At 60.5% G+C, this 20,634-nt stretch carries 13 protein-coding genes and 2 tRNA genes; 5 read left to right on the top strand and 10 right to left on the bottom strand.

The window, feature by feature from the left end; translation table 11 throughout:
- Positions 1-200: 200 nt before the first annotated feature.
- Positions 201-3,113, bottom strand: coding sequence for a ribonucleoside-diphosphate reductase subunit alpha (locus DBP26_RS00800; RefSeq protein ID WP_108235704.1), 2,913 nt, complete (start codon positions 3,111-3,113; stop codon positions 201-203).
- 696 nt (positions 3,114-3,809) lie between these two features.
- Here DBP26_RS00800 and DBP26_RS00795 point away from each other — a divergent pair.
- From DBP26_RS00795 to fhuF, 3 genes are read left to right on the top strand one after another with little or no spacing between them, the layout of a single operon-like run.
- Positions 3,810-4,553: a response regulator gene (locus tag DBP26_RS00795; RefSeq protein WP_177410978.1), complete on the top strand. Its 744-nt coding sequence runs from the start codon at positions 3,810-3,812 to the stop codon at positions 4,551-4,553.
- Positions 4,550-6,190 carry an ATP-binding protein gene (locus tag DBP26_RS00790; RefSeq protein ID WP_108235702.1) on the top strand — a complete coding sequence of 547 codons (1,641 nt, stop codon included), beginning with the start codon at positions 4,550-4,552 and terminating at the stop codon, positions 6,188-6,190. The genes DBP26_RS00795 and DBP26_RS00790 overlap by 4 nt, the downstream gene beginning before the upstream one ends.
- Positions 6,148-6,888 (top strand): siderophore-iron reductase FhuF, encoded by a 741-nt coding sequence (gene fhuF, locus DBP26_RS00785; RefSeq protein WP_108236032.1) that lies wholly within the window; start codon positions 6,148-6,150, stop codon positions 6,886-6,888. Before DBP26_RS00790 ends, fhuF begins: the two co-directional genes overlap by 43 nt.
- A 40-nt stretch (positions 6,889-6,928) precedes the next feature.
- On the opposite strand, the gene DBP26_RS00780 is transcribed toward fhuF, so the two are convergent.
- The 3 genes from DBP26_RS00780 to rimO all read right to left on the bottom strand — a co-directional run bounded on the left by DBP26_RS00780 (position 6,929) and on the right by rimO (position 9,577).
- The gene (locus tag DBP26_RS00780; protein ID WP_218565081.1) at positions 6,929-7,654 is read right to left on the bottom strand and encodes a 4'-phosphopantetheinyl transferase; all 726 of its coding nucleotides are present in this window, start codon (positions 7,652-7,654) and stop codon (positions 6,929-6,931) included.
- 31 nt (positions 7,655-7,685) lie between these two features.
- The gene (locus DBP26_RS00775) at positions 7,686-8,141 is read right to left on the bottom strand and encodes a GNAT family N-acetyltransferase (RefSeq protein ID WP_108235700.1); all 456 of its coding nucleotides are present in this window, start codon (positions 8,139-8,141) and stop codon (positions 7,686-7,688) included.
- Positions 8,142-8,239: 98 nt separating this feature from the next.
- Positions 8,240-9,577 (bottom strand): 30S ribosomal protein S12 methylthiotransferase RimO, encoded by a 1,338-nt coding sequence (gene rimO / locus DBP26_RS00770; RefSeq protein ID WP_108235699.1) that lies wholly within the window; start codon positions 9,575-9,577, stop codon positions 8,240-8,242.
- A 272-nt stretch (positions 9,578-9,849) separates the two neighbouring features.
- Here rimO and DBP26_RS00765 point away from each other — a divergent pair, with 272 nt between their 5' ends.
- Positions 9,850-11,748 carry a potassium transporter Kup gene (locus DBP26_RS00765; protein WP_108235698.1) on the top strand — a complete coding sequence of 633 codons (1,899 nt, stop codon included), beginning with the start codon at positions 9,850-9,852 and terminating at the stop codon, positions 11,746-11,748.
- A 130-nt stretch (positions 11,749-11,878) separates the two neighbouring features.
- On the opposite strand, the gene DBP26_RS00760 is transcribed toward DBP26_RS00765, so the two are convergent.
- The 4 genes from DBP26_RS00760 to DBP26_RS00740 all read right to left on the bottom strand — a co-directional run bounded on the left by DBP26_RS00760 (position 11,879) and on the right by DBP26_RS00740 (position 16,556).
- Positions 11,879-13,180, bottom strand: coding sequence for an AcvB/VirJ family lysyl-phosphatidylglycerol hydrolase (locus tag DBP26_RS00760; protein ID WP_108235697.1), 1,302 nt, complete (start codon positions 13,178-13,180; stop codon positions 11,879-11,881).
- Positions 13,180-15,822 carry a bifunctional lysylphosphatidylglycerol flippase/synthetase MprF gene (mprF, locus tag DBP26_RS00755; protein WP_108235696.1) on the bottom strand — a complete coding sequence of 881 codons (2,643 nt, stop codon included), beginning with the start codon at positions 15,820-15,822 and terminating at the stop codon, positions 13,180-13,182. The genes DBP26_RS00760 and mprF overlap by 1 nt, the downstream gene beginning before the upstream one ends.
- A 344-nt stretch (positions 15,823-16,166) precedes the next feature.
- A tRNA-Met gene (locus DBP26_RS00745) sits at positions 16,167-16,243 on the bottom strand.
- A gap of 236 nt (positions 16,244-16,479) precedes the next feature.
- Positions 16,480-16,556 (bottom strand) — tRNA-Met (locus DBP26_RS00740).
- A gap of 227 nt (positions 16,557-16,783) precedes the next feature.
- Between DBP26_RS00740 and dinB the strand changes: the two genes are divergently transcribed.
- The gene (gene dinB / locus DBP26_RS00735) at positions 16,784-17,842 is read left to right on the top strand and encodes a DNA polymerase IV (RefSeq protein ID WP_108235694.1); all 1,059 of its coding nucleotides are present in this window, start codon (positions 16,784-16,786) and stop codon (positions 17,840-17,842) included.
- A 9-nt stretch (positions 17,843-17,851) separates the two neighbouring features.
- Here the strand turns inward: dinB and DBP26_RS00730 are convergent, their stop codons facing one another.
- Together DBP26_RS00730 and DBP26_RS00725 are read right to left on the bottom strand one after the other, a co-directional pair.
- Entirely contained in the window at positions 17,852-18,808 is a 957-nt protein-coding gene (locus tag DBP26_RS00730; RefSeq protein WP_108235693.1) for a hypothetical protein, read from the bottom strand.
- Between the two features lie 74 nt (positions 18,809-18,882).
- Complete coding sequence (locus tag DBP26_RS00725; protein ID WP_108236031.1) at positions 18,883-20,598, bottom strand: proline--tRNA ligase; 1,716 nt, start codon at positions 20,596-20,598, stop codon at positions 18,883-18,885.
- Between the last annotated feature and the right edge of the window lie 36 nt (positions 20,599-20,634).

The raw sequence follows: 20,634 nt of genomic DNA, 5'->3' as shown, positions 1-20,634 counted from the left end.
CGCAAAGAACATGAAGTCTTGGGGATCTGTGCCCCTGATTTTGCTTTGTCTGACAGGCACTGCATGAAGAGCGCGAGTCTGAGCGATTGGCCGCTAGGCGCCGAGTTTTTTGGACCCAGAGCGTACGTCTGTACGTGAGGAGGCCAGAAAACTCGGCAATAACGCGGACGCCGCTCAGAATCGTGCGGCGTCCAGCGTGCTTATTGGCAAGCCTCGCAATCCGGCTCATCAATCGCACAGGCCTTAGGCACTGGCGCCGGTCCGGCCGGGGCCGCCTCGGTTGGACGTGGCGCCGCAAGTGCGGAGTCGTCCGGCCCGTGGCCGCCGCTGGAAACGGCGTTCAACTTGCCAGTGTTGATGGTCGATTTTTCGGTGCTGGTCGCGGCCAGGGCACGGAGGTAGTAGGTGGTTTTCAGACCACGGTACCAAGCCATGCGGTAGGTGACGTCCAGTTTCTTGCCCGATGCGCCAGCGATGTACAGGTTCAGGGATTGAGCCTGGTCGATCCACTTCTGACGACGGCTTGCCGCGTCGACGATCCAGCGGGCTTCGACTTCGAACGCGGTGGCGTAGAGGTCTTTGAGCTCTTGCGGAATGCGCTCGATCTGCTGAACCGAACCGTCATAGTACTTGAGGTCGTTGATCATGACCGAGTCCCACAGGTCGCGCGCCTTCAGGTCACGAACCAGGTACGGGTTGATCACGGTGAACTCGCCCGAGAGGTTCGATTTCACGTACAGGTTCTGGTAGGTCGGCTCGATCGACTGCGAAACGCCGGTGATGTTGGCGATGGTCGCGGTCGGCGCGATGGCCATGATGTTCGAGTTACGAATGCCTTTCTGAACGCGGGCGCGCACCGGTGCCCAGTCCAGGGTCTCATTCAGGTCGACATCAATGTACTTCTGGCCACGGGCTTCGATCAGGATCTGTTGCGAGTCCAGTGGCAGGATGCCCTTGGACCACAGCGAGCCCTGGAACGTCTCGTAGGCGCCACGCTCATCGGCCAGGTCGCAAGACGCCTGGATCGCGTAGTAGCTGACGGCTTCCATGGAGCGGTCGGCGAACTCGACAGCTGCATCGGAACCATAAGGGATGTGCTGCAGGTACAGCGCATCCTGGAAGCCCATGATGCCCAGGCCGACCGGACGATGACGGAAGTTGGAGTTCTTCGCCTGCGGCACGGAGTAGTAGTTGATGTCGATCACGTTGTCGAGCATGCGCACGGCCACGTCGACAGTGCGTTTGAGCTTGTCGGTGTCCAGCTTGCCGTCGACGATGTGGTTCGGGAGGTTGATCGACCCCAGGTTGCAGACCGCGATCTCATCCTTGTTGGTGTTCAGGGTGATCTCGGTGCATAGGTTCGAGCTGTGGACCACGCCGACGTGCTGCTGCGGCGAGCGCAGGTTGCACGGGTCTTTGAAGGTCAGCCATGGGTGACCGGTTTCGAACAGCATGGACAGCATCTTGCGCCACAGGTCTTTGGCCTGAATGGTCTTGAACAGCTTGATCTTGCCTGGGTACTCGGTCAGCGCTTCGTAGTACTCGTAACGCTCCTCGAACGCCTTGCCGGTCAGGTCATGCAGGTCCGGCACTTCGGAAGGCGAGAACAGGGTCCATTTGCCGTCGTCAAAGACACGCTTCATGAACAGGTCGGGAATCCAGTTGGCGGTGTTCATGTCGTGGGTACGACGACGATCGTCACCGGTGTTCTTGCGCAGCTCGATGAACTCTTCGATGTCCATGTGCCAGGTTTCCAGGTAGGCACAGACAGCGCCTTTGCGCTTGCCACCCTGGTTGACCGCAACGGCGGTGTCATTGACCACCTTCAGAAACGGGACGACGCCCTGGGATTTGCCGTTGGTTCCCTTTATGTACGAGCCCAGCGCACGAACTGGGGTCCAGTCGTTGCCCAGGCCGCCTGCGAATTTGGACAGCATGGCGTTGTCGTGGATGGCATGGTAGATGCCCGACAGGTCGTCCGGAACGGTGGTCAGGTAGCAGCTGGACAGCTGTGGTCGCAAGGTGCCGGCGTTGAACAGGGTCGGCGTCGAGGCCATGTAGTCGAAGGACGACAACAGGTTGTAGAACTCGATGGCGCGGTCTTCGCGGGCTTTTTCTTCGATGGCCAAGCCCATCGCCACGCGCATGAAGAAGATCTGCGGCAGTTCGAAACGCACGCCATCCTTGTGGATGAAGTAACGGTCGTACAGGGTCTGCAGGCCCAGGTAAGTGAATTGCTGGTCGCGCTCGTGGTTGATCGCCTTGCCCAGTTTTTCCAGGTCGAATTCGGCCAGAACCGGGTTCAGCAGTTCGAACTCGATGCCCTTGGCGACGTACGCAGGCAGCGCCTTGGCGTACAGGTCGACCATTTCGTGGTGGGTGGCGCTTTCAGCGACGTTCAGGAAGCCCAGGCCTTCGGCACGCAGGGTGTCCATCAGCAGGCGGGCGGTGACGAACGAATAGTTCGGCTCACGCTCGACGAGGGTACGCGCGGTCATCACCAATGCGGTATTGACGTCTTTCAGCGCCACGCCGTCGTACAGGTTTTTCAGGGTTTCGGTCTGGATCAGCTTGGCGTCGACTTCGGCCAGGCCTTCGCAGGCTTCGGTGATGATGGTGTTCAGACGGCCCATGTCCAACGGCGCAAGGCTGCCGTCGTTGGCCGTGATGCGGATCGAAGGGTGGGCCTGAACCGGCGCCTCGCCGCCACGACCGGCACGCTCTTTGGAGCGGTCGTTACGGTAGATCACGTAGTCGCGAGCCACTTTTTGCTCGCCGGCGCGCATCAGCGCCAGTTCGACCTGATCCTGAATCTCTTCGATGTGGATGGTGCCGCCCGAAGGCATGCGCCGTTTGAAGGTTGCAGTGACCTGTTCGGTCAGGCGGGCAACGGTGTCGTGGATACGCGACGACGCAGCGGCTGTGCCGCCTTCAACTGCGAGGAAGGCCTTGGTGATGGCGACGGTGATCTTGTCATCGGTATAGGGCACGACGGTGCCGTTACGCTTGATCACACGCAGCTGACCCGGGGCAGTCGCGGACAGGTCCTGCTGGGTCGCACCTGTCTGCGGCGCAATGGCCTGCGGATTCTCGCGAGTTGTGTCTGTTTGCATGGGTCTCTCCACGTTCTCTATGTTTATTTGGGCACTGTGACGTACCCACCGTTCCTTCCTGAAGCAAACGACCGACAAACGTCGGTCCGAGACTTCAAGGCGGTTGGGGAAGCTCTAGGCACCATCCCTGGCGTTGAAGTCCGAATGGGCGCAGGTTGCCCTGTCACCCCGATGAATTCGATGCAGAAAGCTCGTTCTGTCGTGCAACACTCGTACCGTTACGCGTAAAACCTGAAACCTTCGCGAGCCATCCGGAATGGCGGCGGTCAGGCGGTAAAACCGGTCGTGACTCAGCCCTGAGGGCGTTGGAAAAAAAGCTTGAAATGCCAAGGCCACTTGTGTTTGGCCTTTTTACTCAACCCCTAGATGTAGGGGCTGGGTCGGCGACGGGGTACAAGATAATGCGTTTTGGGGAAGGATTGCAACGTGTGTCCTGTGGATAAATCTGTGTGTAATGTGTGTGGGATTTGGGGAAATTGGGTGTAAGCCGCGTCGCTGCTGGGATACGCCGCTGATCACCGTTTTTACCTCGGGATTTAGACCGCACAGTTTTTTTGGAGCCCGCGAAAGCGCTCACAAAACTTCACACGGGTAAGCGGTTAGAATCGGGCGCAGGAAGGCTTGTCCTTGCATCCCCCAACGCACGGCTGGATGACGCGTCACCGTGCTCATAATAAGAAGTCAGGAGATCGGACTGTGCAGCAACCCCTCTGGCACGTGTTGATCGTCGAGGACGATCTGCGTTTGGCCGAACTGACCCGCGATTACCTGGAAAGTCATGGGCTGAACGTCAGCCTGGAAGGCGACGGCGCAAGTGCGGCAAGGCGGATACTGGAGGAGCGGCCAGACCTGGTGATGCTTGACCTGATGCTGCCGGGGGAAGATGGCCTGAGTATTTGCCGCAAGGTACGCGCACAATACGAAGGCCCTATCCTGATGCTCACTGCGCGCACCGATGACACTGACCAGATTCAGGGGCTGGACACGGGCGCTGACGATTATGTTTGTAAACCGGTGCATCCGCGTGTGCTGTTGGCGCGGATTCACGCGCTGTTGCGGCGCAGCGAAAGTGCTGGCGGCCCGACTCAGGACCCGCGCCGTCTGGCCTTCGGTCCGCTGGTGGTCGACAGTGCGCTGCGCGAAGCCTGGCTCAGCGAGCGCCCCATCGAATTGACCAGCGCCGAATTCGATCTGCTCTGGCTGCTGGTCTCCAACGCCGGGCGGATTTTGTCGCGCGAAGAGATCTTCACCGCGCTTCGCGGCGTCGGGTACGACGGGCAGGACCGTTCCATCGATGTGCGCATATCAAAGATCCGTCCCAGAATCGGTGACGATCCGCTCCATCCTCGCCTCATCAAGACGATACGCAACAAGGGCTACCTGTTCGTGCCTGAAGCGGCCATTGACCTGCACCCGTTGCAGACCAAGGTTGACGCATGAACGCCATATTCCTGCGGATTTATGGGGGCATGTTGGGTGTGCTGATTCTGGTCGCGCTGCTGGGCGTTCTGACATTGCATATCGCCAATCAGGTGCGCGGGGAGCGGTACCGGGAACAGCTCGCTCAGGGCACGTTCACCTTGATGGCGGACAACCTGAGGGCGATGGACAGTATCGAGCGCACTCGGGCGCTGGCGGTATGGGAGCGCTTGCTGGGCATACCGCTGGCCCTGCAGACCGTGGCGCAGGCTCATCTGGAAGGGGGCGCGCGTCACCGGCTGAGTCGCGGACAGGTCGTGGTCGAACAGACGGGCCCCCATGCGGCGCGGATTTTTCGTGAAGTCGAGCCCGGCACTCCGGGCAAAGCCGAGAGCGCGGTGTTGCTGAGCGGGGACGTGCAGCAAATCAGCGAACAACTGGCCCGCGCGACGATTTTTCTTTTGCTCGATGAACTGGTGCGCTTCCCGCTCGACGAGCAGCCGACTCGCCTGGAAGCGCTGCGTCAGAACAAAGACTTTGGTTTCGACATGCACCTGATCCAGCTGGAGCAGGCCGATGTGGATGACGATCAGCGTCGGCGGATCGATGAGGGCGATACGGTAATGGCTTTGGGTAAAGGCGGGGATTCAATCCGCGTCCTGTCCGGTGTTGGGAAAACCCCATGGGTGCTGGAGATCGGTCCCTTGTATCAGTTCAATCCTTACCCGCCCCAGTTACTGGTGTTGATCACCCTTCTCGGCTTGGGCCTGATCGGTGTGGTGGTGTACCTGCTGGTGCGCCGCCTGGAACATCGCTTACGCGGGCTGGAAGCGGCCGCGACTCAAATTGCCCAAGGCAGCCTGCACACCCGGGTTCCGGCCACCGGCGCCGATTCGGTGGGCCGCCTGGCCATGGCGTTCAATGGCATGGCCGAGCACTTGCAGCGCTCTCTGACCATCCAGCGTGAGTTGGTGCGGGCGGTTTCCCACGAGCTGCGCACGCCCGTGGCACGGCTGCGCTTTGGGCTGGAGATGGTCAACGATGCCAGTACCCCGCAAGCGCGCCACAAGTACTTGGTGGGGATGGACAACGATATCCAGGACCTGGATAAGCTGGTAGACGAGATGCTGACTTACGCGCGGCTGGAACAAGGTTCGCCGACGCTGGACTTCCGGCGCATCGATCTGGACGCATTGATCGACCAGGTCATTGCCGAGTTGGCCCCATTGCGTGCTGATGTGCGCGTTATCCGTGGGCAGCGCTCGGTCACTGACGAAGAGGCTTCGACGGCCGGGCAAGCGTGGGTCGAAGCCGCGCCCCGGTATCTGCATCGCGCGTTGCAAAATCTGCTGAGCAATGCGCTGCGACATGCCGAATCGGAGGTGCGAATCGGGTTTCACCTCGGGGAAGGTCGCTGCCGAATCGATATCGAGGACGATGGCCCCGGTGTACCGGAAGGCGCTTGGGAGCGGATCTTCACACCGTTCATGCGCCTGGATGACAGCCGCACTCGCGCCTCGGGCGGGCATGGCCTGGGTCTGTCGATCGTTCGTCGCATTGTTCATTGGCACAGGGGGCGGGCGTTGATCGGGCGAAGCGAGAGACTGGGCGGCGCCTGTTTCAGCCTCACCTGGCCACGCCAGCAGGGACGCCCATGAGCCGTCACCTGTTCGAAGGCCCATTGGCCGGATTCGCTAAAACCTGGGTGCCTGAAGATCCCAGGCCCGTCATTCCGGTCGCGACGCTGCTGTGCGATGAAACCCTGGACCGATTGCTGATGCAGACTTACGGCCCAGAACTGATGCCTGCTCAGCGGTCCGTTCTGGTTTCGCAGTGGTTCAAGTTTTACGCCATGCAGTTGATCCCGCCTGTGGTGGTCGCCAGTCTTGTGGGAGGTATGGGCTGGCCGCTGGGGTTGGAGCAGGTGGGTTTTGTCCTGAGCGAGAACGGGGTGCTGGATGGCGTGTGGTTCGACGCTCCGGCCTCCAGGGCATCGCATTCGCAGGACCCTTTTGAACGGCTCGCCCCGTTGCTCTCGAATCTTCAGCGAGTTATCGAACGGCTTTGCGTCTATGGCGAAGTGGCAACGGGTGTGCTGTGGAGCAGCGCGGGGGACTATCTGGAAACCTGCCTGCGGGAACTCTCGGCGAGCCATCCCCAGGCCAGCGAGGTCGGCTACGGGTTGCTACGCGACCGGCTGCGCCCAGATGGGCAACGCAACCCGCTCTTCAACGCCGTTTACTATAAGGAAAGCCCACGCGGGGCGTTGATCCGACAGCGCCGTAGCTGTTGCCTGAGCCATCGGGTCGAGTGGGTCGGGCGCTGCGAGCATTGCCCGTTGGGGCGCGGCAACTGACCCAACGTTCGGCTCGCAGAACCACTCCCGGCGGCGCGGGTCATGCCGCAATACTCACCAGGCTCAGCAATTGCCCGTCCCTCAGGCTGAACTGCGCGGGCAACTCCCTGCCGCTGTGCCACTCCTCCGACAGATCGATCTTCAGCCGCAACACCGCGCTACCGTCCTCAGACCAGTCCACTACTTCGGCATGTTCGAAATAGAAACGGGTGCGCACGAGGGGGTAGAGGGCCTTGAACAGCGCCTCCTTCAAGGAAAACGTCAGCGTGACATGCAGCGCCATCCTGTGCTCCGGCCCTGCCGCCATGCGCTGCAGTTCCTCCGCGGTGAGGATTTCGCCGGCCAGGCGCGAGGCCCTTTCACTGCTCATCAGTTGTTCGGCATCGATCCCTAACCCGCGCCAATGCAGGGTGTTGGCCACGATCGCGGCAGCCCAGCCCGCCGTGTGGGTGATCGAACCGCACAGATCGGCCGGCCAGACGGGGGCACGGTCTTCCCCGATGAGCGGCACGTGATGACGATCGTCAAGCAGGCGCATGGCTTCCCGCGCGCACAGGCGGCCGGCGAGGTACTCGGTCTGACGCTTGGCGACCGAGCGTTGAATGCTGGGCGGCGGCTCGATCAGGCATCGCTGGAAATCACCGTCCACCAACTTGTGCGGGTCGAACGCACTGCCGACCAGCACCACATTCGCCAGCGCCTGGGGCAGCGGCCAATGGGCGATCAGACTCGGACAGCAGCGGGGGAGTGTCATTGGATGGGTCATGGTCGGCATTGTACGTGAGTGAAGATGGCCGTCAGCGTGCCGATTTAAGCTTCATGCGCAGCATCGGGTAGGGGCGTCCCAGGCCATCCACTTTCGAACGTCCCACGATTTCGAAACCCTGCTTCTGATAGAACCCAAGGGCCTGGGGGTTTTGCTCGTTAACGTCCAGCTCTCGGATGCGATAGTGTTCGATCGCGTGGTCGAGTAATTTTTTGCCCAGGCCTTTGCCTCGGCAGTCCGGTGCGATGAAGAGCATTTCCAGCTTGCCGGGGCTGATGCCGCCGAAGCCTGTGATGCGCAGCTGCGAATCGCGCGTGCAAAAAAGGGTTACTGCATCCAGGTACTGGGTTTCGAGCAGGTTTCTGAGCAGGGTGATGTAGTTTTCCGGCAGGAAGTCGTGGGTTGCCCGTACCGAGGCTTCCCAGACGCGGGTCAGTTCGGCGTAGTCATGCTTTTTTGGCAGGTAGATGACCGAGGGGTGGGTCATGTCGCCTCTTCTCCTTTTTATCGAGGTCCTGATATGGAGACGATAGCCGGAAAAACAAACCCCGCCGTGGGACTGGCGGGGTTTGAGGGGAAGCGTCTTCAGACCGGCTCGGCCCACAGATCGTATTCGTCGGCATCGACCACACGGCACAGGATCTTGTCGCCTGGCTTGAGATCGCGATCACTTTCCACGAACACATTGCCGTCGATTTCTGGCGCGTCGAAGAACGAGCGACCTACGAAGCCTTGCTCATCCACTTCGTCGATCAGTACCTCGATTTCCTTGCCGATCTTCATTTGCAGCCGCGCGGCGCTGATGGCCTGTTGATGGGCCATGAAACGGTCCCAGCGGTCTTGCTTCACATCGTCTGGCACCACGGGGGCGTCCAGCAGGTTAGCGGGCGCACCTTCGACCGGCGAGTACTGGAAGCAGCCAACACGATCCAACTGTGCTTCGGTCAGCCAGTCCAGCAGGTACTGGAAATCCTCTTCGGTTTCGCCAGGGAAGCCGACGATGAAGGTCGAGCGGATGATCAGATCCGGGCACTGTTCGCGCCACTTCTTGATCCGCGCCAGCGTCTTGTCTTCGAAGGCCGGGCGCTTCATGAGCTTCAGGACTTTCGGGCTGGCATGCTGGAACGGGATGTCCAGGTACGGCAGGATCTTGCCTTCGGCCATCAACGGAATGATCTCGTCCACGTGCGGGTAAGGGTAGACGTAGTGCATGCGCACCCACACGCCCAGCGAACTCAGGGCCACGCAAAGTTCGGTCATGCGCGTCTTGACCGGCTGGCCGTTCCAGAAACCGGTACGGTACTTGACGTCGACGCCGTAGGCGCTGGTGTCCTGGGAGATGACCAGCAGTTCTTTCACCCCGGCCTTGACCAGGCGCTGGGCTTCATCGAGCACATCGCCCACTGGACGGCTGACCAGCTTGCCGCGCATCGACGGGATGATGCAGAAGCTGCAGCTGTGATTGCAGCCTTCGGAAATCTTCAGGTAGGCATAGTGGCGCGGTGTCAGCTTGACACCTTGCGGCGGTACCAGATCGATCAGCGGGTTGTGGTCGACCTTCGGCGGCGCGGCGTCATGGACCGCGTTGACCACCTGCTCATATTGCTGCGGCCCCGTCACCGCCAGCACGCTGGGGTGCACATTGCGGATGACGCTTTCATCCACGCCCATGCAGCCGGTGACGATGACCTTGCCGTTTTCAGCGATGGCTTCGCCGATGGTGTCCAGCGACTCGGCCTTGGCGCTGTCAATGAAACCGCAGGTGTTGACCACCACCACATCGGCATCTTCGTAGGTCGGCACGACCTGATAGCCTTCCATGCGCAACTGCGTGAGGATGCGCTCGGAATCGACCAAAGCCTTCGGGCATCCGAGGCTGACAAAGCCGACCTTGGGGGCGGCAGGCGTGGTGACGGTGGACATTGACTAACCTCGGTGTAGGTATGCCGGGGCCGTTGGCCTGGGCATCGACTGGGCGTTTGGGGCGCCTCTGATCAAAAAGTGCGCAATTCTAGCGATGAGCGTCGCGATTGACCAGCGTTATGCCGAGAATTACGACGAGTGCTGCGCTATGCTTCGCGGCGTTGAACCCGGCCCCCCTTGGTTGTCCGGGTACCTCGGAATTAACCGGCAGGCGGCAGGTCAATCGGACAGCCGCTTGTCGCGTGCTCGAGTCATGGTTTCAGGAGTGGTAAATGGGTCACGCAACGAGTCAGGCAGACGCCGGGCAGTCTTCAGTGAAACCTTTGAGTTTGCTGGTGGGAGCGGTCGGTGTTGCCTATGGCGACATCGGCACCAGCCCGCTGTACACGATCAAAGAGGTGTTTCTTGGCGGTTATGGTGTGCAGGCCGGACACGACGCGGTGCTGGGCATCCTGTCGCTGATTTTCTGGGCGCTGGTCTGGGTCGTGTCATTCAAATACATGGCGCTGGTGCTGCGTGCCGACAACGACGGGGAGGGCGGCATCATGGCCCTCATGGCGCTGGCACGGAGGGCCTCGGCAAAATTTCCGAAGCTGCAGGCGACGATGATCGTCTTCGGTCTGTTCGGTGCGGCGCTGTTCTACGGGGACAGCATGATCACCCCCGCTATTTCGGTGCTGTCAGCCATTGAAGGCATGGAGCTGGCCTTCGACGGACTGGATCACTGGGTGGTGCCGATCGCGTTGATCGTGCTGGTGGCACTGTTCCTGATCCAGCGGCACGGCACGGCGCGCATCGGTGTCATGTTCGGGCCGATCATGGTGCTGTGGTTCGTCACACTTGGCGTGTTGGGTATTCATGGCATCGTGCAACAGCCTGAGGTGCTGCACGCGGTCAATCCAGTCTGGGCGGTGCGATTCTTCATCGACCATCCAGGCATCGGTGTTGCGGTACTGGGGGCCGTGGTGCTGGCGTTGACCGGTGCCGAAGCGCTGTACGCCGACATGGGCCATTTCGGTCGCAAGCCGATTTCCCGCGCCTGGTTCGGCCTGGTCCTGCCTGCGCTGGTGCTCAACTACTTCGGCCAAGGGGCGCTGGTGATCGAAGACCCCGAAGCCGTTCGCAACCCCTTCTATCTGCTGGCCCCAGGCTGGGCGCTGCTGCCACTGATCGGTCTCTCTACGCTGGCGACCATTATCGCCTCGCAGGCCGTGATCTCCGGCGCATTCTCCATGACGCTCCAAGCCATCCAGTTGGGTTACATCCCGCGCATGTACATCCAGCACACCTCCAGCGACGCTCAAGGCCAGATTTACATCGGTGCGGTGAACTGGTCGCTGATGGTCGGGGTGATTCTGCTGGTATTGGGGTTCGAGTCGTCCGGCGCACTGGCGTCAGCCTATGGCGTTGCGGTAACCGGGACCATGCTGTGCACCACCATTCTGGTGGCAGCGGTGATGTTGCTCGGATGGAAGTGGCCACCCCTTGTCGCGGTGCCGATCCTGGTGGGGTGCCTCTTCGTCGATGGCCTGTTCTTCGCGGCCAACGTACCGAAAGTGATACAAGGCGGTGCGTTCCCGTTCCTGGCGGGCATCGCGCTGTTCATCCTGATGACGACCTGGAAGCGCGGCAAACAATTGCTGGTCGATCGTATCGACGAAGGCGGGCTGCCGCTGCCGATCTTCATTGGCAGCATTCGCGTGCAACCGCCTCACCGTGTACAGGGTACGGCGGTGTTCCTGACCGCGCGGCCGGATGCGGTGCCCCATGCACTGCTGCATAACCTACTGCACAACCAGGTGCTGCACGAACAGGTGGTGCTGTTGACCGTGGTCTATGAAGACACACCTCGCGTGCCCACCGCCCAGCGTTTCGAAGTCGAGGCATACGGCGAAGGGTTCTTCCGGGTGATTCTCCATTTCGGCTTCATCGATGAGCCGGACGTTCCGGCAGCCCTGAAACTCTGTCACCTGCCTGACCTGGATTTCAGCCCTATGCGCACGACCTATTTCCTGAGCCGTGAGACGGTGGTTTCCACGAAACTGGCCGGCATGGCCCGCTGGCGGGAAGGGCTGTTCGCCTTCATGTTGAAGAACGCCAACGGCAACCTGCGCTTCTTCAAGCTGCCGTATAACCGCGTGATCGAACTGGGAACGCAGGTGGAGATGTAACGAGGTTTCACCCCGTATAGGCTGGCCGCGGCCATGAGCGCGCGGCCTGATTGCTCCAAAAGAGGGTGAAAGCCGCACATAAAAAATCCCCGCCGTCTCACGATGGCGGGGATTTTTTATGGCCCGAGGTTTACTCGGCGCTGGCCGATTCTGGCGCTTCCTTGCCTTTCCACTTGTCGATGACCGCGATCAAGCGTTTGGCCAGCGATGGGTAGTTTTCGTCGAAGTGATGGCCACCTGGCAATTGCAGCTTCTGGCCGGGCGCCGTGGCTTCGGTGCAGCCGCTTTCGTCTTTTTCTTCCACGCCATACACGCAGAACACTTTGTCCGCCGGCAGTTTGGCCATTTCCGGACCGGTGGCCGCTTCCTTGCCGGACGCCCCGAGCCAGCCTTCTACGGCAATTTCAAAGCTGCCACTGCGCGCGAAGGCAAGAAGGATGATGCCGTCGACACGCGCCTTGTCTTCTTCTGGCAGGCGGTTGTAGACCGCAGGGAGCACGTCGGCACCGAACGAGTAGCCGGCGAGCACGAAATGCTTGGCGCCCCATTTCTGCCGGTAATGGGCCATCAACTCACTGAGGTCGCTGGCGGTCTGCTCGGGTGATTTGTGCTCCCAGTAATAGCGCAGGGTGTCGATGCCGACCACGGGGTAGCCGCCCGACTTCGCCATGTCGCCGGCAACGTCCTTGTCCAGGTCACGCCAACCGCCATCCCCGGAGAGGAACAGGGTCACGGTATCGGAAGGCTGGCTCGACGGGACTTCCACCACAGGGATATTCAGCCCGCCGTTGGCGTCGTCCGCGATCAGCAAATGACGCACTTCGGTGTTCAGGATCTGTGGGTACTTGATGTCGTAGTCGCTGATCTTGGTTTCGGCATTCGGGGTGTCACGCACGAATACGGCAGTCTCATCATCCGGTCCGTCGTTCCAGGCGACGGTCCATTTGCCATGAGCGGCGCTTTTTGGGGCCGGGACTTTGCAATCCGGTTGATTGAGCACGAAATTCACCGAAATGGCTTGGGCCTTGTCGTTGCCTTGCCCGGCCAGCCAGTCCCAGGCAACCGAGCCGCCTGCGCTGATCCCTGCGACGACGTCGGGTGTGCCGTCGAGCTTTTGCAGCGCGGCGTTGAACGCCTTTTGCTGCAGTTGGCAGTCGTCCTTGGGCAGAACGACCTGAATCACTTGGGCGGACGCATCGTAGCTCAGCGCCAGCACTTGCTTCTCGGTCAGGGAATCTTCGGTGGTCACGGCCAGCGCCACGCGTGTCTTGACCTTCGTCGAGGGCGTTGCGCGGATCAAGGCGGACCCATCATCCAAGGTCATGCGTTCAAGTGTCGGTTGTGCGGCGGGGCGGTTCCACAGCCAGAATCCCAATGCCACGACCAGAATGACCAGGGCTGCGAGTAAAAAGCGCCAGTAGCGTTGAATCATCAGCGTTTCACCAATCCAGTCAGGCCGCCCGCAATCAGGGCGGCGGTGTCTGCCAGCGCCACCAACGGATCCAGTCCGGCGGGCACGGCCATATAACGAGGTTCCCAGTCAGGCTGGAATTTGTCCTTGAAGCGACGCAGTCCCTGGAAGTTGTAAAGCTGCTCGCCGCGGGTGAAAACCATCGAACCCAGGCGTTGGGTCAGTGGGGCACCACGCCGGGGTTGCAAACCCGACAACGGCACCATGCCCAGGCTGAAGCGGCTGTAACCTTCCTTTTTGTAATGCAAAATCAAGCCGACCATCATGAATTCCATGGTCAACTTCGGCGCATCCGGGTGGGAACGCATCAGGTCGAGGCTGGCAATGTCGTTGCGCGAGGTTTCCAAAAGGTTGGAGAACGCCACCGGCTTGCCTTGGAAATGCACGATCGCGATGCGGAAGTGCTTGAGGTAGTCCAGGCTGAAGCGACCCAGAGAGAAACCTTTCTCGCGCACGTTTTTGCCGGTCAACCAGGCATCGGAGATCACCTTCAACTCGTCCATCGGTGCCTGACCGACCTCGTAGATCTCCAGTGACAGACCGTCGCGACCACCTCGGTTCCAGGTGTAGCGCAGGTCTTTCATTTCCTTGCCTTTGGCGTCGATGTCGAAGGTGTTCAGGTTCACCCGCGCCTCTTCGCCCAGTTTGATCGCCGTCAGGCCGATGTCCATGTAGAACGGCAGGTTCTCGGCACGGACCTGATAGAAGACAGGGCGCGCATGGTGCACGTCGCACAGGTCACGGAATTGCCAGATCAGCTCGGCGCGTTGCTGGGTGGGACCGATCGGGTCATACAAAGCCACCAGGCTGCGACCCCGATGGGCATACATCAGGAACGCGTTGCCGTCCGGGTGCATCAACACCGCCTTGTCGCCCGTCAGCACCAGCCCGCCGTCCGGTTGATTCGAAGCCTTGATGATTTCAGCAGCCTTGGCCAGTTGGGCCTCGTCTGGCAGGACGATCTGGGGACGCGCTGTGCGCAATAGCCAGGTCAACGACACGATCACCAGCAGCACTGCGCTGCCCAAGGCGGAGCGCAGGGCTCGTGGCGCGTCGGCGTCCAGCGTGAATTGCCACCACAACTGATGGCTGTAGGGCACGTCCTGATAGGCGAACAGCAGCAGCCAGAACGACGCTCCCAGAACGCAGACGCTGGCCACCAGGTAAAGCGGCGAGAAGGGCAGTTCCAGCAGACGACTCGGGCGATAGAACGAGCGACGGAAAATCGCCAGCAGGCAAGCGGTGAGCAGCAGCAGGCTGGCCTCTTCCCAATCGAACCCTTTGAGAATCGACAGAATGGAGCCAGCGAACAACAGGATCGTGGTCAGCATCCAGGCCGCGGAAAGACGTCGACGCAAGCCCTGCGCCAGCAGCAGGCAGAGCACGCCGATGAGGCTGGCACCAAAGTGCGACGCATCGATCAACCGGTGGGGAATCAAAAAGCCCAGGTTTTCAAGCCGCGTGTCGATTTCAGGGGTCGCCCCGGAAAACAGCAGAACCACGCCGGAGAGGAACACCAGCAGAGCCAGAATCGGCGCACCCAGGCCGGATGCCACACGAATGGCCTGCCGGGCGAACAGCAGGCGCTTCGCTTCGCTGAACAGCAGCACCAGGCAGGCAACCAGAAGCGGCAGCAACACGTAGATCAAGCGATACAACAGCAACGCAGCAGCCAGCGGAGCGGCGCCCAACTCATCGGCAAAGGCCGTCAACAGGATGGCTTCGAAAACCCCGACCCCGCCTGGGACGTGGCTGAGCACGCCGGCGGCCAACGCCAACAGATACACCAGCAGGAAAGCGCCGAATGGCGGTGCGGACGGCAGCAGTAGATAAAGCACTGCCGCAGCCGCAGCCACGTCCAGTGCGGTAATCACCAGTTGCATCAGTGTCAGGCGCAGGCCTGGCAAGCGTATCGTCCGACGCCCGGCGCGCACCAGCAGGTTGTGCTCAAGGGGCTGCTCAGGCAAGCGCCTACGGTAGACGGCTATGCCGAGGATCAGGCTGAGCGCCAGTACCGCCAGCGCAATGGTCGCCAGCACGGGCACTGGCATGTGCAGCGCGAGGGACGCCGAAGGCAGGTCGCTCAGGGTGGCCAGCGCCGCGAGCGGCGGCAACGCACAACCGAGCGAAAGGCTGGCGAACAGAGTCATATGGGCCACTTCGCCTGCCCCCAGGCCCAGTCGCGAGTACAGGCGGTAACGCACGGAGCCCCCGGACAGCATCGACAGCCCGACGGCATTGCCGATCGCGAAAGCGCAGAATCCGCCCATGACCAAGGACTTGGCGGGGAGTTCGACATTAGCGTATTTGCTGGCAGACCATTCGTAGCCCAGCAGGATGGTGAAGCCGATGACCGTCGCCAGCAATGCGCCACCCAATGAAGGAAGTGGAACACTCAGTAAGGAGTCCTGCAGGGCGTAGATGTCGAGCTCGGTCAGCATGTGCCGACAGGCAATCAGCGCAAGGGCGAACAGGATGATGGTCACCGCCACCCCGATCGGCTGACGGTATTTGCTCACCAGTTCGCGTGCGCGCGGTCGGGCAGGGGGGGCCGGAGGTATTTCCGGAAGTGCTTCTTGGATGTCGGGTGGGTTAGCGCGCATCAATCACTCCTTGGATCGTGCGCGACAGGATGGGGGTATACAGCCAAGTTACCAATCCCTACGCAAAAATAATTCAGGATGTTATCGCCTACGTCTGACAGGGGCATAGCCTGATGGGGCGAATCCGGCGACACGTTCGTGACCATAGAGTCTAGGTTCAGATGCTCGGCAAGTGTATCGACCACGGATCTAAAAACTATCGCGCCCGGCAACATACGGTAACAAGCCATGCAAGACCACTGGAGTCGGGCAAGAAACTGTGACAAGCGTTTCATCCAGCTGTTCGCTGCTTTCATCTGGGCAAAAAAAAGGCCACTCTTTCGAGTAGCCTTTTTTCAGACGTTTGGTTGCGGGAGCCGGATTTGAACCGACGACCTTCGGGTTATGAGCCCGACGAGCTACCAGGCTGCTCCATCCCGCGTCTGTGAGGCGGCATTCTACAGCCCAACGGCAGCGTGTCAACCTTTTAACGTCACGAACGCCAAAATGACCACACTCGCAGCGTTGGCGCTCGTAACCCAACGTCTGACAAGGCTTTTGTGTCAGGCCCACCTGCTAGGCAGGGCGCCATCATTAATGAAAGATATTTCATCCGTGTGACCGCAACAATTTTCACGCGCACAAAAAAGCCACTCATCTGAGTGGCTTTTTTGATGTTGGTTGCGGGAGCCGGATTTGAACCGACGACCTTCGGGTTATGAGCCCGACGAGCTACCAGGCTGCTCCATCCCGCGTCTGTGAGGCGGCATTCTACAGAGGAACGAGGAGGTGTCAAGCAAATCGTTGAAAAAACCCTTTTTTCTTCAAACGGTTAGGGTTGGAGAGGACGCAGCGGGCCATTAGCGGGCGCCGATGAGGCGTTCGGAGCCGCCCGCCTTATAGACGTAGCGGTCGCACGGAGAGTGTCAGACGTCGGCGTGAGTGAGATACTGCTCAACCGTTTTCCTACGATTGCTTGGTCATGCTGCAGCGCAAAATCATCCACATCGACTGTGACTGCTTCTATGCCGCCATCGAGATGCGCGACGACCCGAACCTGGCGGGAAAGCCCTTGGCCGTGGGCGGCTCGGCGGATCGGCGCGGGGTGATCGCGACCTGCAACTATGAGGCAAGGGCTTATGGCGTTCGCTCGGCGATGTCTTCGCGGCACGCCTTGTCACTCTGCCCGGACCTGACCATCGTCAAGCCGCGGATGGACGCTTATAAAGAAGCCTCGAAGGAAATCCACACCATTTTCCGGGACTACACGGATCTGATCGAGCCACTGTCGCTGGACGAGGCTTACCTGGACGTGTCCGAGTGCGGCCACTTTGCAGGCAGCGCAACGCGCATCGCCCAGGACATTCGTCGAAGGGTATCGAATCAGTTGCATATCACCGTCTCGGCGGGGGTCGCACCGAACAAGTTTCTGGCCAAGATCGCCAGCGATTGGCGCAAACCCAACGGCCTGTTCGTCATCACGCCCGATCAAGTAGAGGACTTCGTTGCCGAGCTGCCAGTTTCCAAGTTGCACGGGGTCGGCAAGGTCACGGCTGACAAGCTCGGTCGCCTGGGCGTCATCAGTTGCGCCGACCTCAGGCAATGGAGTCGGCTGTCGCTGGTCCGAGAGTTCGGCTCATTCGGCGAGCGTCTGTGGAATCTGGCCCATGGGGTGGACGAACGTCCTGTGCAAAACGACAGCCGTCGGCAGTCAGTCAGTGTAGAAAACACTTACGACAAGGACCTTCCCGATCTGGCGAGCTGCCTTGAGAAGCTTCCTGCATTGCTCGACAACCTGAATGGGCGCATTGCGCGGATGGATAACCATTACCGGCCGGGCAAGCCGTTCGTGAAGGTCAAATTCCACGATTTCACCCAGACCACCCTGGAGCAGGCGGGAGCGGGGAGGGATCTGGACAGCTACGAGCAGCTACTGACCCAGGCATTCGCCAGAGGGAGCAAGCCGGTGCGCCTGCTCGGTGTTGGGGTGCGCCTGCATGACCTGCGAGGCGCTCATGAACAGCTCCAGTTGTTTCCTTGAGAGTGCCTGTCAATCACTCCCCGCAGGCACTGCGACCAGCCGCCCCGCGTCCTTTGCCAACGCGCGCAGGAATTCATGCTGCAGTTGCGGATCATTGCGGGTCATCTCGATCAAGGACTGTTCCAGATCGCTGGCCTGTTCTTCCAGGCCTAGTTCCGACAGCCGTTTGACCCGATGCACCCACTGGCTCACGTCGTCGTCTTCCAGATCGTCGTAGATCAGGTCGTGCGCTTCGATCAACTTGCCTCGTAACGATTTACTCAGCGGCAGGCCGGTGCTGGCCTGTACGGTGCTCTGATCATCGGTCACCCGAATGTTCAACCGGGTGATGCGAGTCAGGTCCTGCTCGGCGAACGGGCTGTCCAGCAGGTTGACTCTCAGCACGCCGTTGCGATCTGTGTTCAGCTCGTTGGTTTCTTTTCCGGCTGTGACTTCGACCGGGCTTTCGCTCCATGGCAAGCTCGTGTGTTCGATGCGGTGATCGTGCTGGATCTCGTCGATGCCTGCCAGGTTTTGCTGTGCGCGCCCATTGGACGGCACGTTCATGAACGGGTTGATACCAGCGACGCCATAGTTCAGCCAGTCCTTGGTGACGCTGTCTGGCAAGCTGCCGAAGGTCAGCAGGTTGACCACGTTGGCACCCACTCCCGCCACGATGGCCACCGCCCCCAGCGGTATCTCATAGATTTCACGCCAGGGTTGGTAGGGGGTGTAACGATCGTAATGGCGGGTGACGTCGTATTCGGTGATGTCGAACGTCTTGAGCTCATGAATCCTGACACGACGCTGAGGCAGCTCGAGGGTTTTCGGTTCTCCGACATCGATCTGGAAGCTGTGATCGAGCAGTTTGCGGTCAACGCGCTCTTCATGCTCGCTGCGTTGAGACAGGTGATTGGCGCAACCACTGACGAGCAGGCTGCCGCACAACGCAGCGCTCGCGAGGCTAGAGGAACTTCGCTTGAACATGAGATCTCTTGTCGCAGGGGGCAGTGTACTGCCGGAGGCCGAGCGCGCCCGCATCATACGGGCGCGCGTCTGACTCAGGGCTTGATCCGGCCTTTGATGAACGAAACGGCGTCGGCCAGCGGCAAGGATTGTGTCTCCGACTCGGTCCGGCTCTTGTATTCCAGTGTGCCTTCCGCCAGGCCGCGATCGCTGATCACGATGCGATGAGGGATACCGATCAACTCCATGTCAGCGAACTTGATGCCGGGGCTGGTTTTTTTGTCGCGGTCATCCAGCAATACTTCGAAACCGGAGGCCGTCAGTTCCGCGTAAAGCTTATCGGTGGCTTCGCGGACGGCGTCCGTTTCGTAGCGCAGAGGCACCAAGGCAATCTGGAATGGCGCCAGCGCGTCGCTCCAAACGATGCCGTTGCCGTCGTTGTTCTGCTCGATGGCAGCGGCGACCACTCGCGACACACCAATGCCATAGCAACCCATGGTGAGGGTCACCGGCTTGCCGTTTTCGCCCAGCACCTGGCACTTCATTGCATCGCTGTATTTGGTGCCCAGTTGAAAGATGTGGCCCACTTCGATCCCGCGCTTGATAACCAGCGTGCCTTGGCCATCCGGGCTCGGATCACCTGCGACCACGTTGCGCAGATCGGCGACTTCAGGCACGGGCAGATCACGCTCCCAGTTCACGCCGAAATAGTGCTTGTCATCGATGTTGGCGCCAATGGCGAAATCGCTCATGCGCTCGACGGAGCGGTCGATGATGCAGGGCAGTGGCAGGTTCAGCGGACCGAGGGACCCGGCACCAGCACCGATGGCAGCGCGCAGTTCGGCTTCGCTGGCCATCACCAGCGGGCTGGCTACCAGAGGATGATTGGCCGCCTTGATTTCGTTGAGCTCATGGTCGCCACGAACGATCAGTGCGATCAGCTTGCCTTCCTCGGCAGCGTGCACAACCAGGGTCTTGACGGTTTTTTCAATGGCCAGACCGAACTGCTCCACCAGTGCGGCAATGGTCTTGGCATCCGGCGTGTCGACCAGACGCAAGTCTTCGGTGGCGGCCGCGCGGGACTGCTCCCTTGGAATCGCTTCGGCCTTCTCGATGTTGGCAGCGTAATCGGAGGTGTCGCTGAACACGATATCGTCTTCACCCGACTCGGCCAGCACGTGGAACTCGTGAGAACCCGCACCCCCGATCGAGCCGTTATCCGCGACAACGGGACGGAAATTCAGGCCCAGGCGAGTGAACACGTTGCAGTACGCCTGGTGCATGCGGTCGTAGGTTTCCTGCAGGGACTCCTGGGTGGCATGGAACGAGTAGGCGTCCTTCATGATGAATTCACGACCGCGCATCAGGCCGAAGCGGGGACGGATTTCGTCGCGGAATTTGGTCTGGATCTGGTACATGTTGATGGGCAGCTGTTTATAGCTGCTCAGCTCATTGCGAGCCAGATCGGTGATCACTTCTTCATGGGTCGGACCCGCGCAGAAGTCGCGGTCATGGCGGTCTTTCAGGCGCAGCAGCTCAGGGCCGTACTGCTCCCAGCGGCCGGATTCCTGCCACAGCTCGGCCGGTTGAATGCCCGGCATCAGTACTTCCAGCGCGCCGGCAGCGTCCATCTCTTCGCGCACGACGGCTTCGACTTTGCGCAGAACACGCAGGCCCATGGGCAGCCACGTGTAGAGGCCGGACGCGAGCTTGCGAATCATACCGGCACGAAGCATCAACTGATGGCTGATCACCACCGCATCGTTTGGCGTTTCTTTTAATGTGGCGAGCAAATATTGACTGGTACGCATGGTCGGCCGTTGTCGGTTGCTGGGACTGGGAAAATG

This window comes from Pseudomonas sp. RIT409 (assembly GCF_003052515.2).
Taxonomy (GTDB): domain Bacteria; phylum Pseudomonadota; class Gammaproteobacteria; order Pseudomonadales; family Pseudomonadaceae; genus Aquipseudomonas.
Note: the sequence above shows the minus strand (reverse complement) of the source record. Positions and strands in the feature narration are given on the sequence as shown.

Excerpts from the sequence above, each read along its gene's own strand:
- DBP26_RS00800 (WP_108235704.1), bottom strand. The coding sequence starts at position 3,113 with ATGCAAACAGACACAACTCGCGAGAATCCGCAGGCCATTGCGCCGCAG.
- DBP26_RS00790 (WP_108235702.1), top strand. The coding sequence starts at position 4,550 with ATGAACGCCATATTCCTGCGGATTTATGGGGGCATGTTGGGTGTGCTG.
- DBP26_RS00780 (WP_218565081.1), bottom strand. The coding sequence starts at position 7,654 with ATGACCCATCCAATGACACTCCCCCGCTGCTGTCCGAGTCTGATCGCC.
- DBP26_RS00775 (WP_108235700.1), bottom strand. The coding sequence starts at position 8,141 with ATGACCCACCCCTCGGTCATCTACCTGCCAAAAAAGCATGACTACGCC.
- rimO (WP_108235699.1), bottom strand. The coding sequence starts at position 9,577 with ATGTCCACCGTCACCACGCCTGCCGCCCCCAAGGTCGGCTTTGTCAGC.
- DBP26_RS00765 (WP_108235698.1), top strand. The coding sequence starts at position 9,850 with ATGGGTCACGCAACGAGTCAGGCAGACGCCGGGCAGTCTTCAGTGAAA.
- DBP26_RS00760 (WP_108235697.1), bottom strand. The coding sequence starts at position 13,180 with ATGATTCAACGCTACTGGCGCTTTTTACTCGCAGCCCTGGTCATTCTG.
- mprF (WP_108235696.1), bottom strand. The coding sequence starts at position 15,822 with ATGCGCGCTAACCCACCCGACATCCAAGAAGCACTTCCGGAAATACCT.
- dinB (WP_108235694.1), top strand. The coding sequence starts at position 16,784 with ATGCTGCAGCGCAAAATCATCCACATCGACTGTGACTGCTTCTATGCC.
- DBP26_RS00730 (WP_108235693.1), bottom strand. The coding sequence starts at position 18,808 with ATGTTCAAGCGAAGTTCCTCTAGCCTCGCGAGCGCTGCGTTGTGCGGC.
- DBP26_RS00725 (WP_108236031.1), bottom strand. The coding sequence starts at position 20,598 with ATGCGTACCAGTCAATATTTGCTCGCCACATTAAAAGAAACGCCAAAC.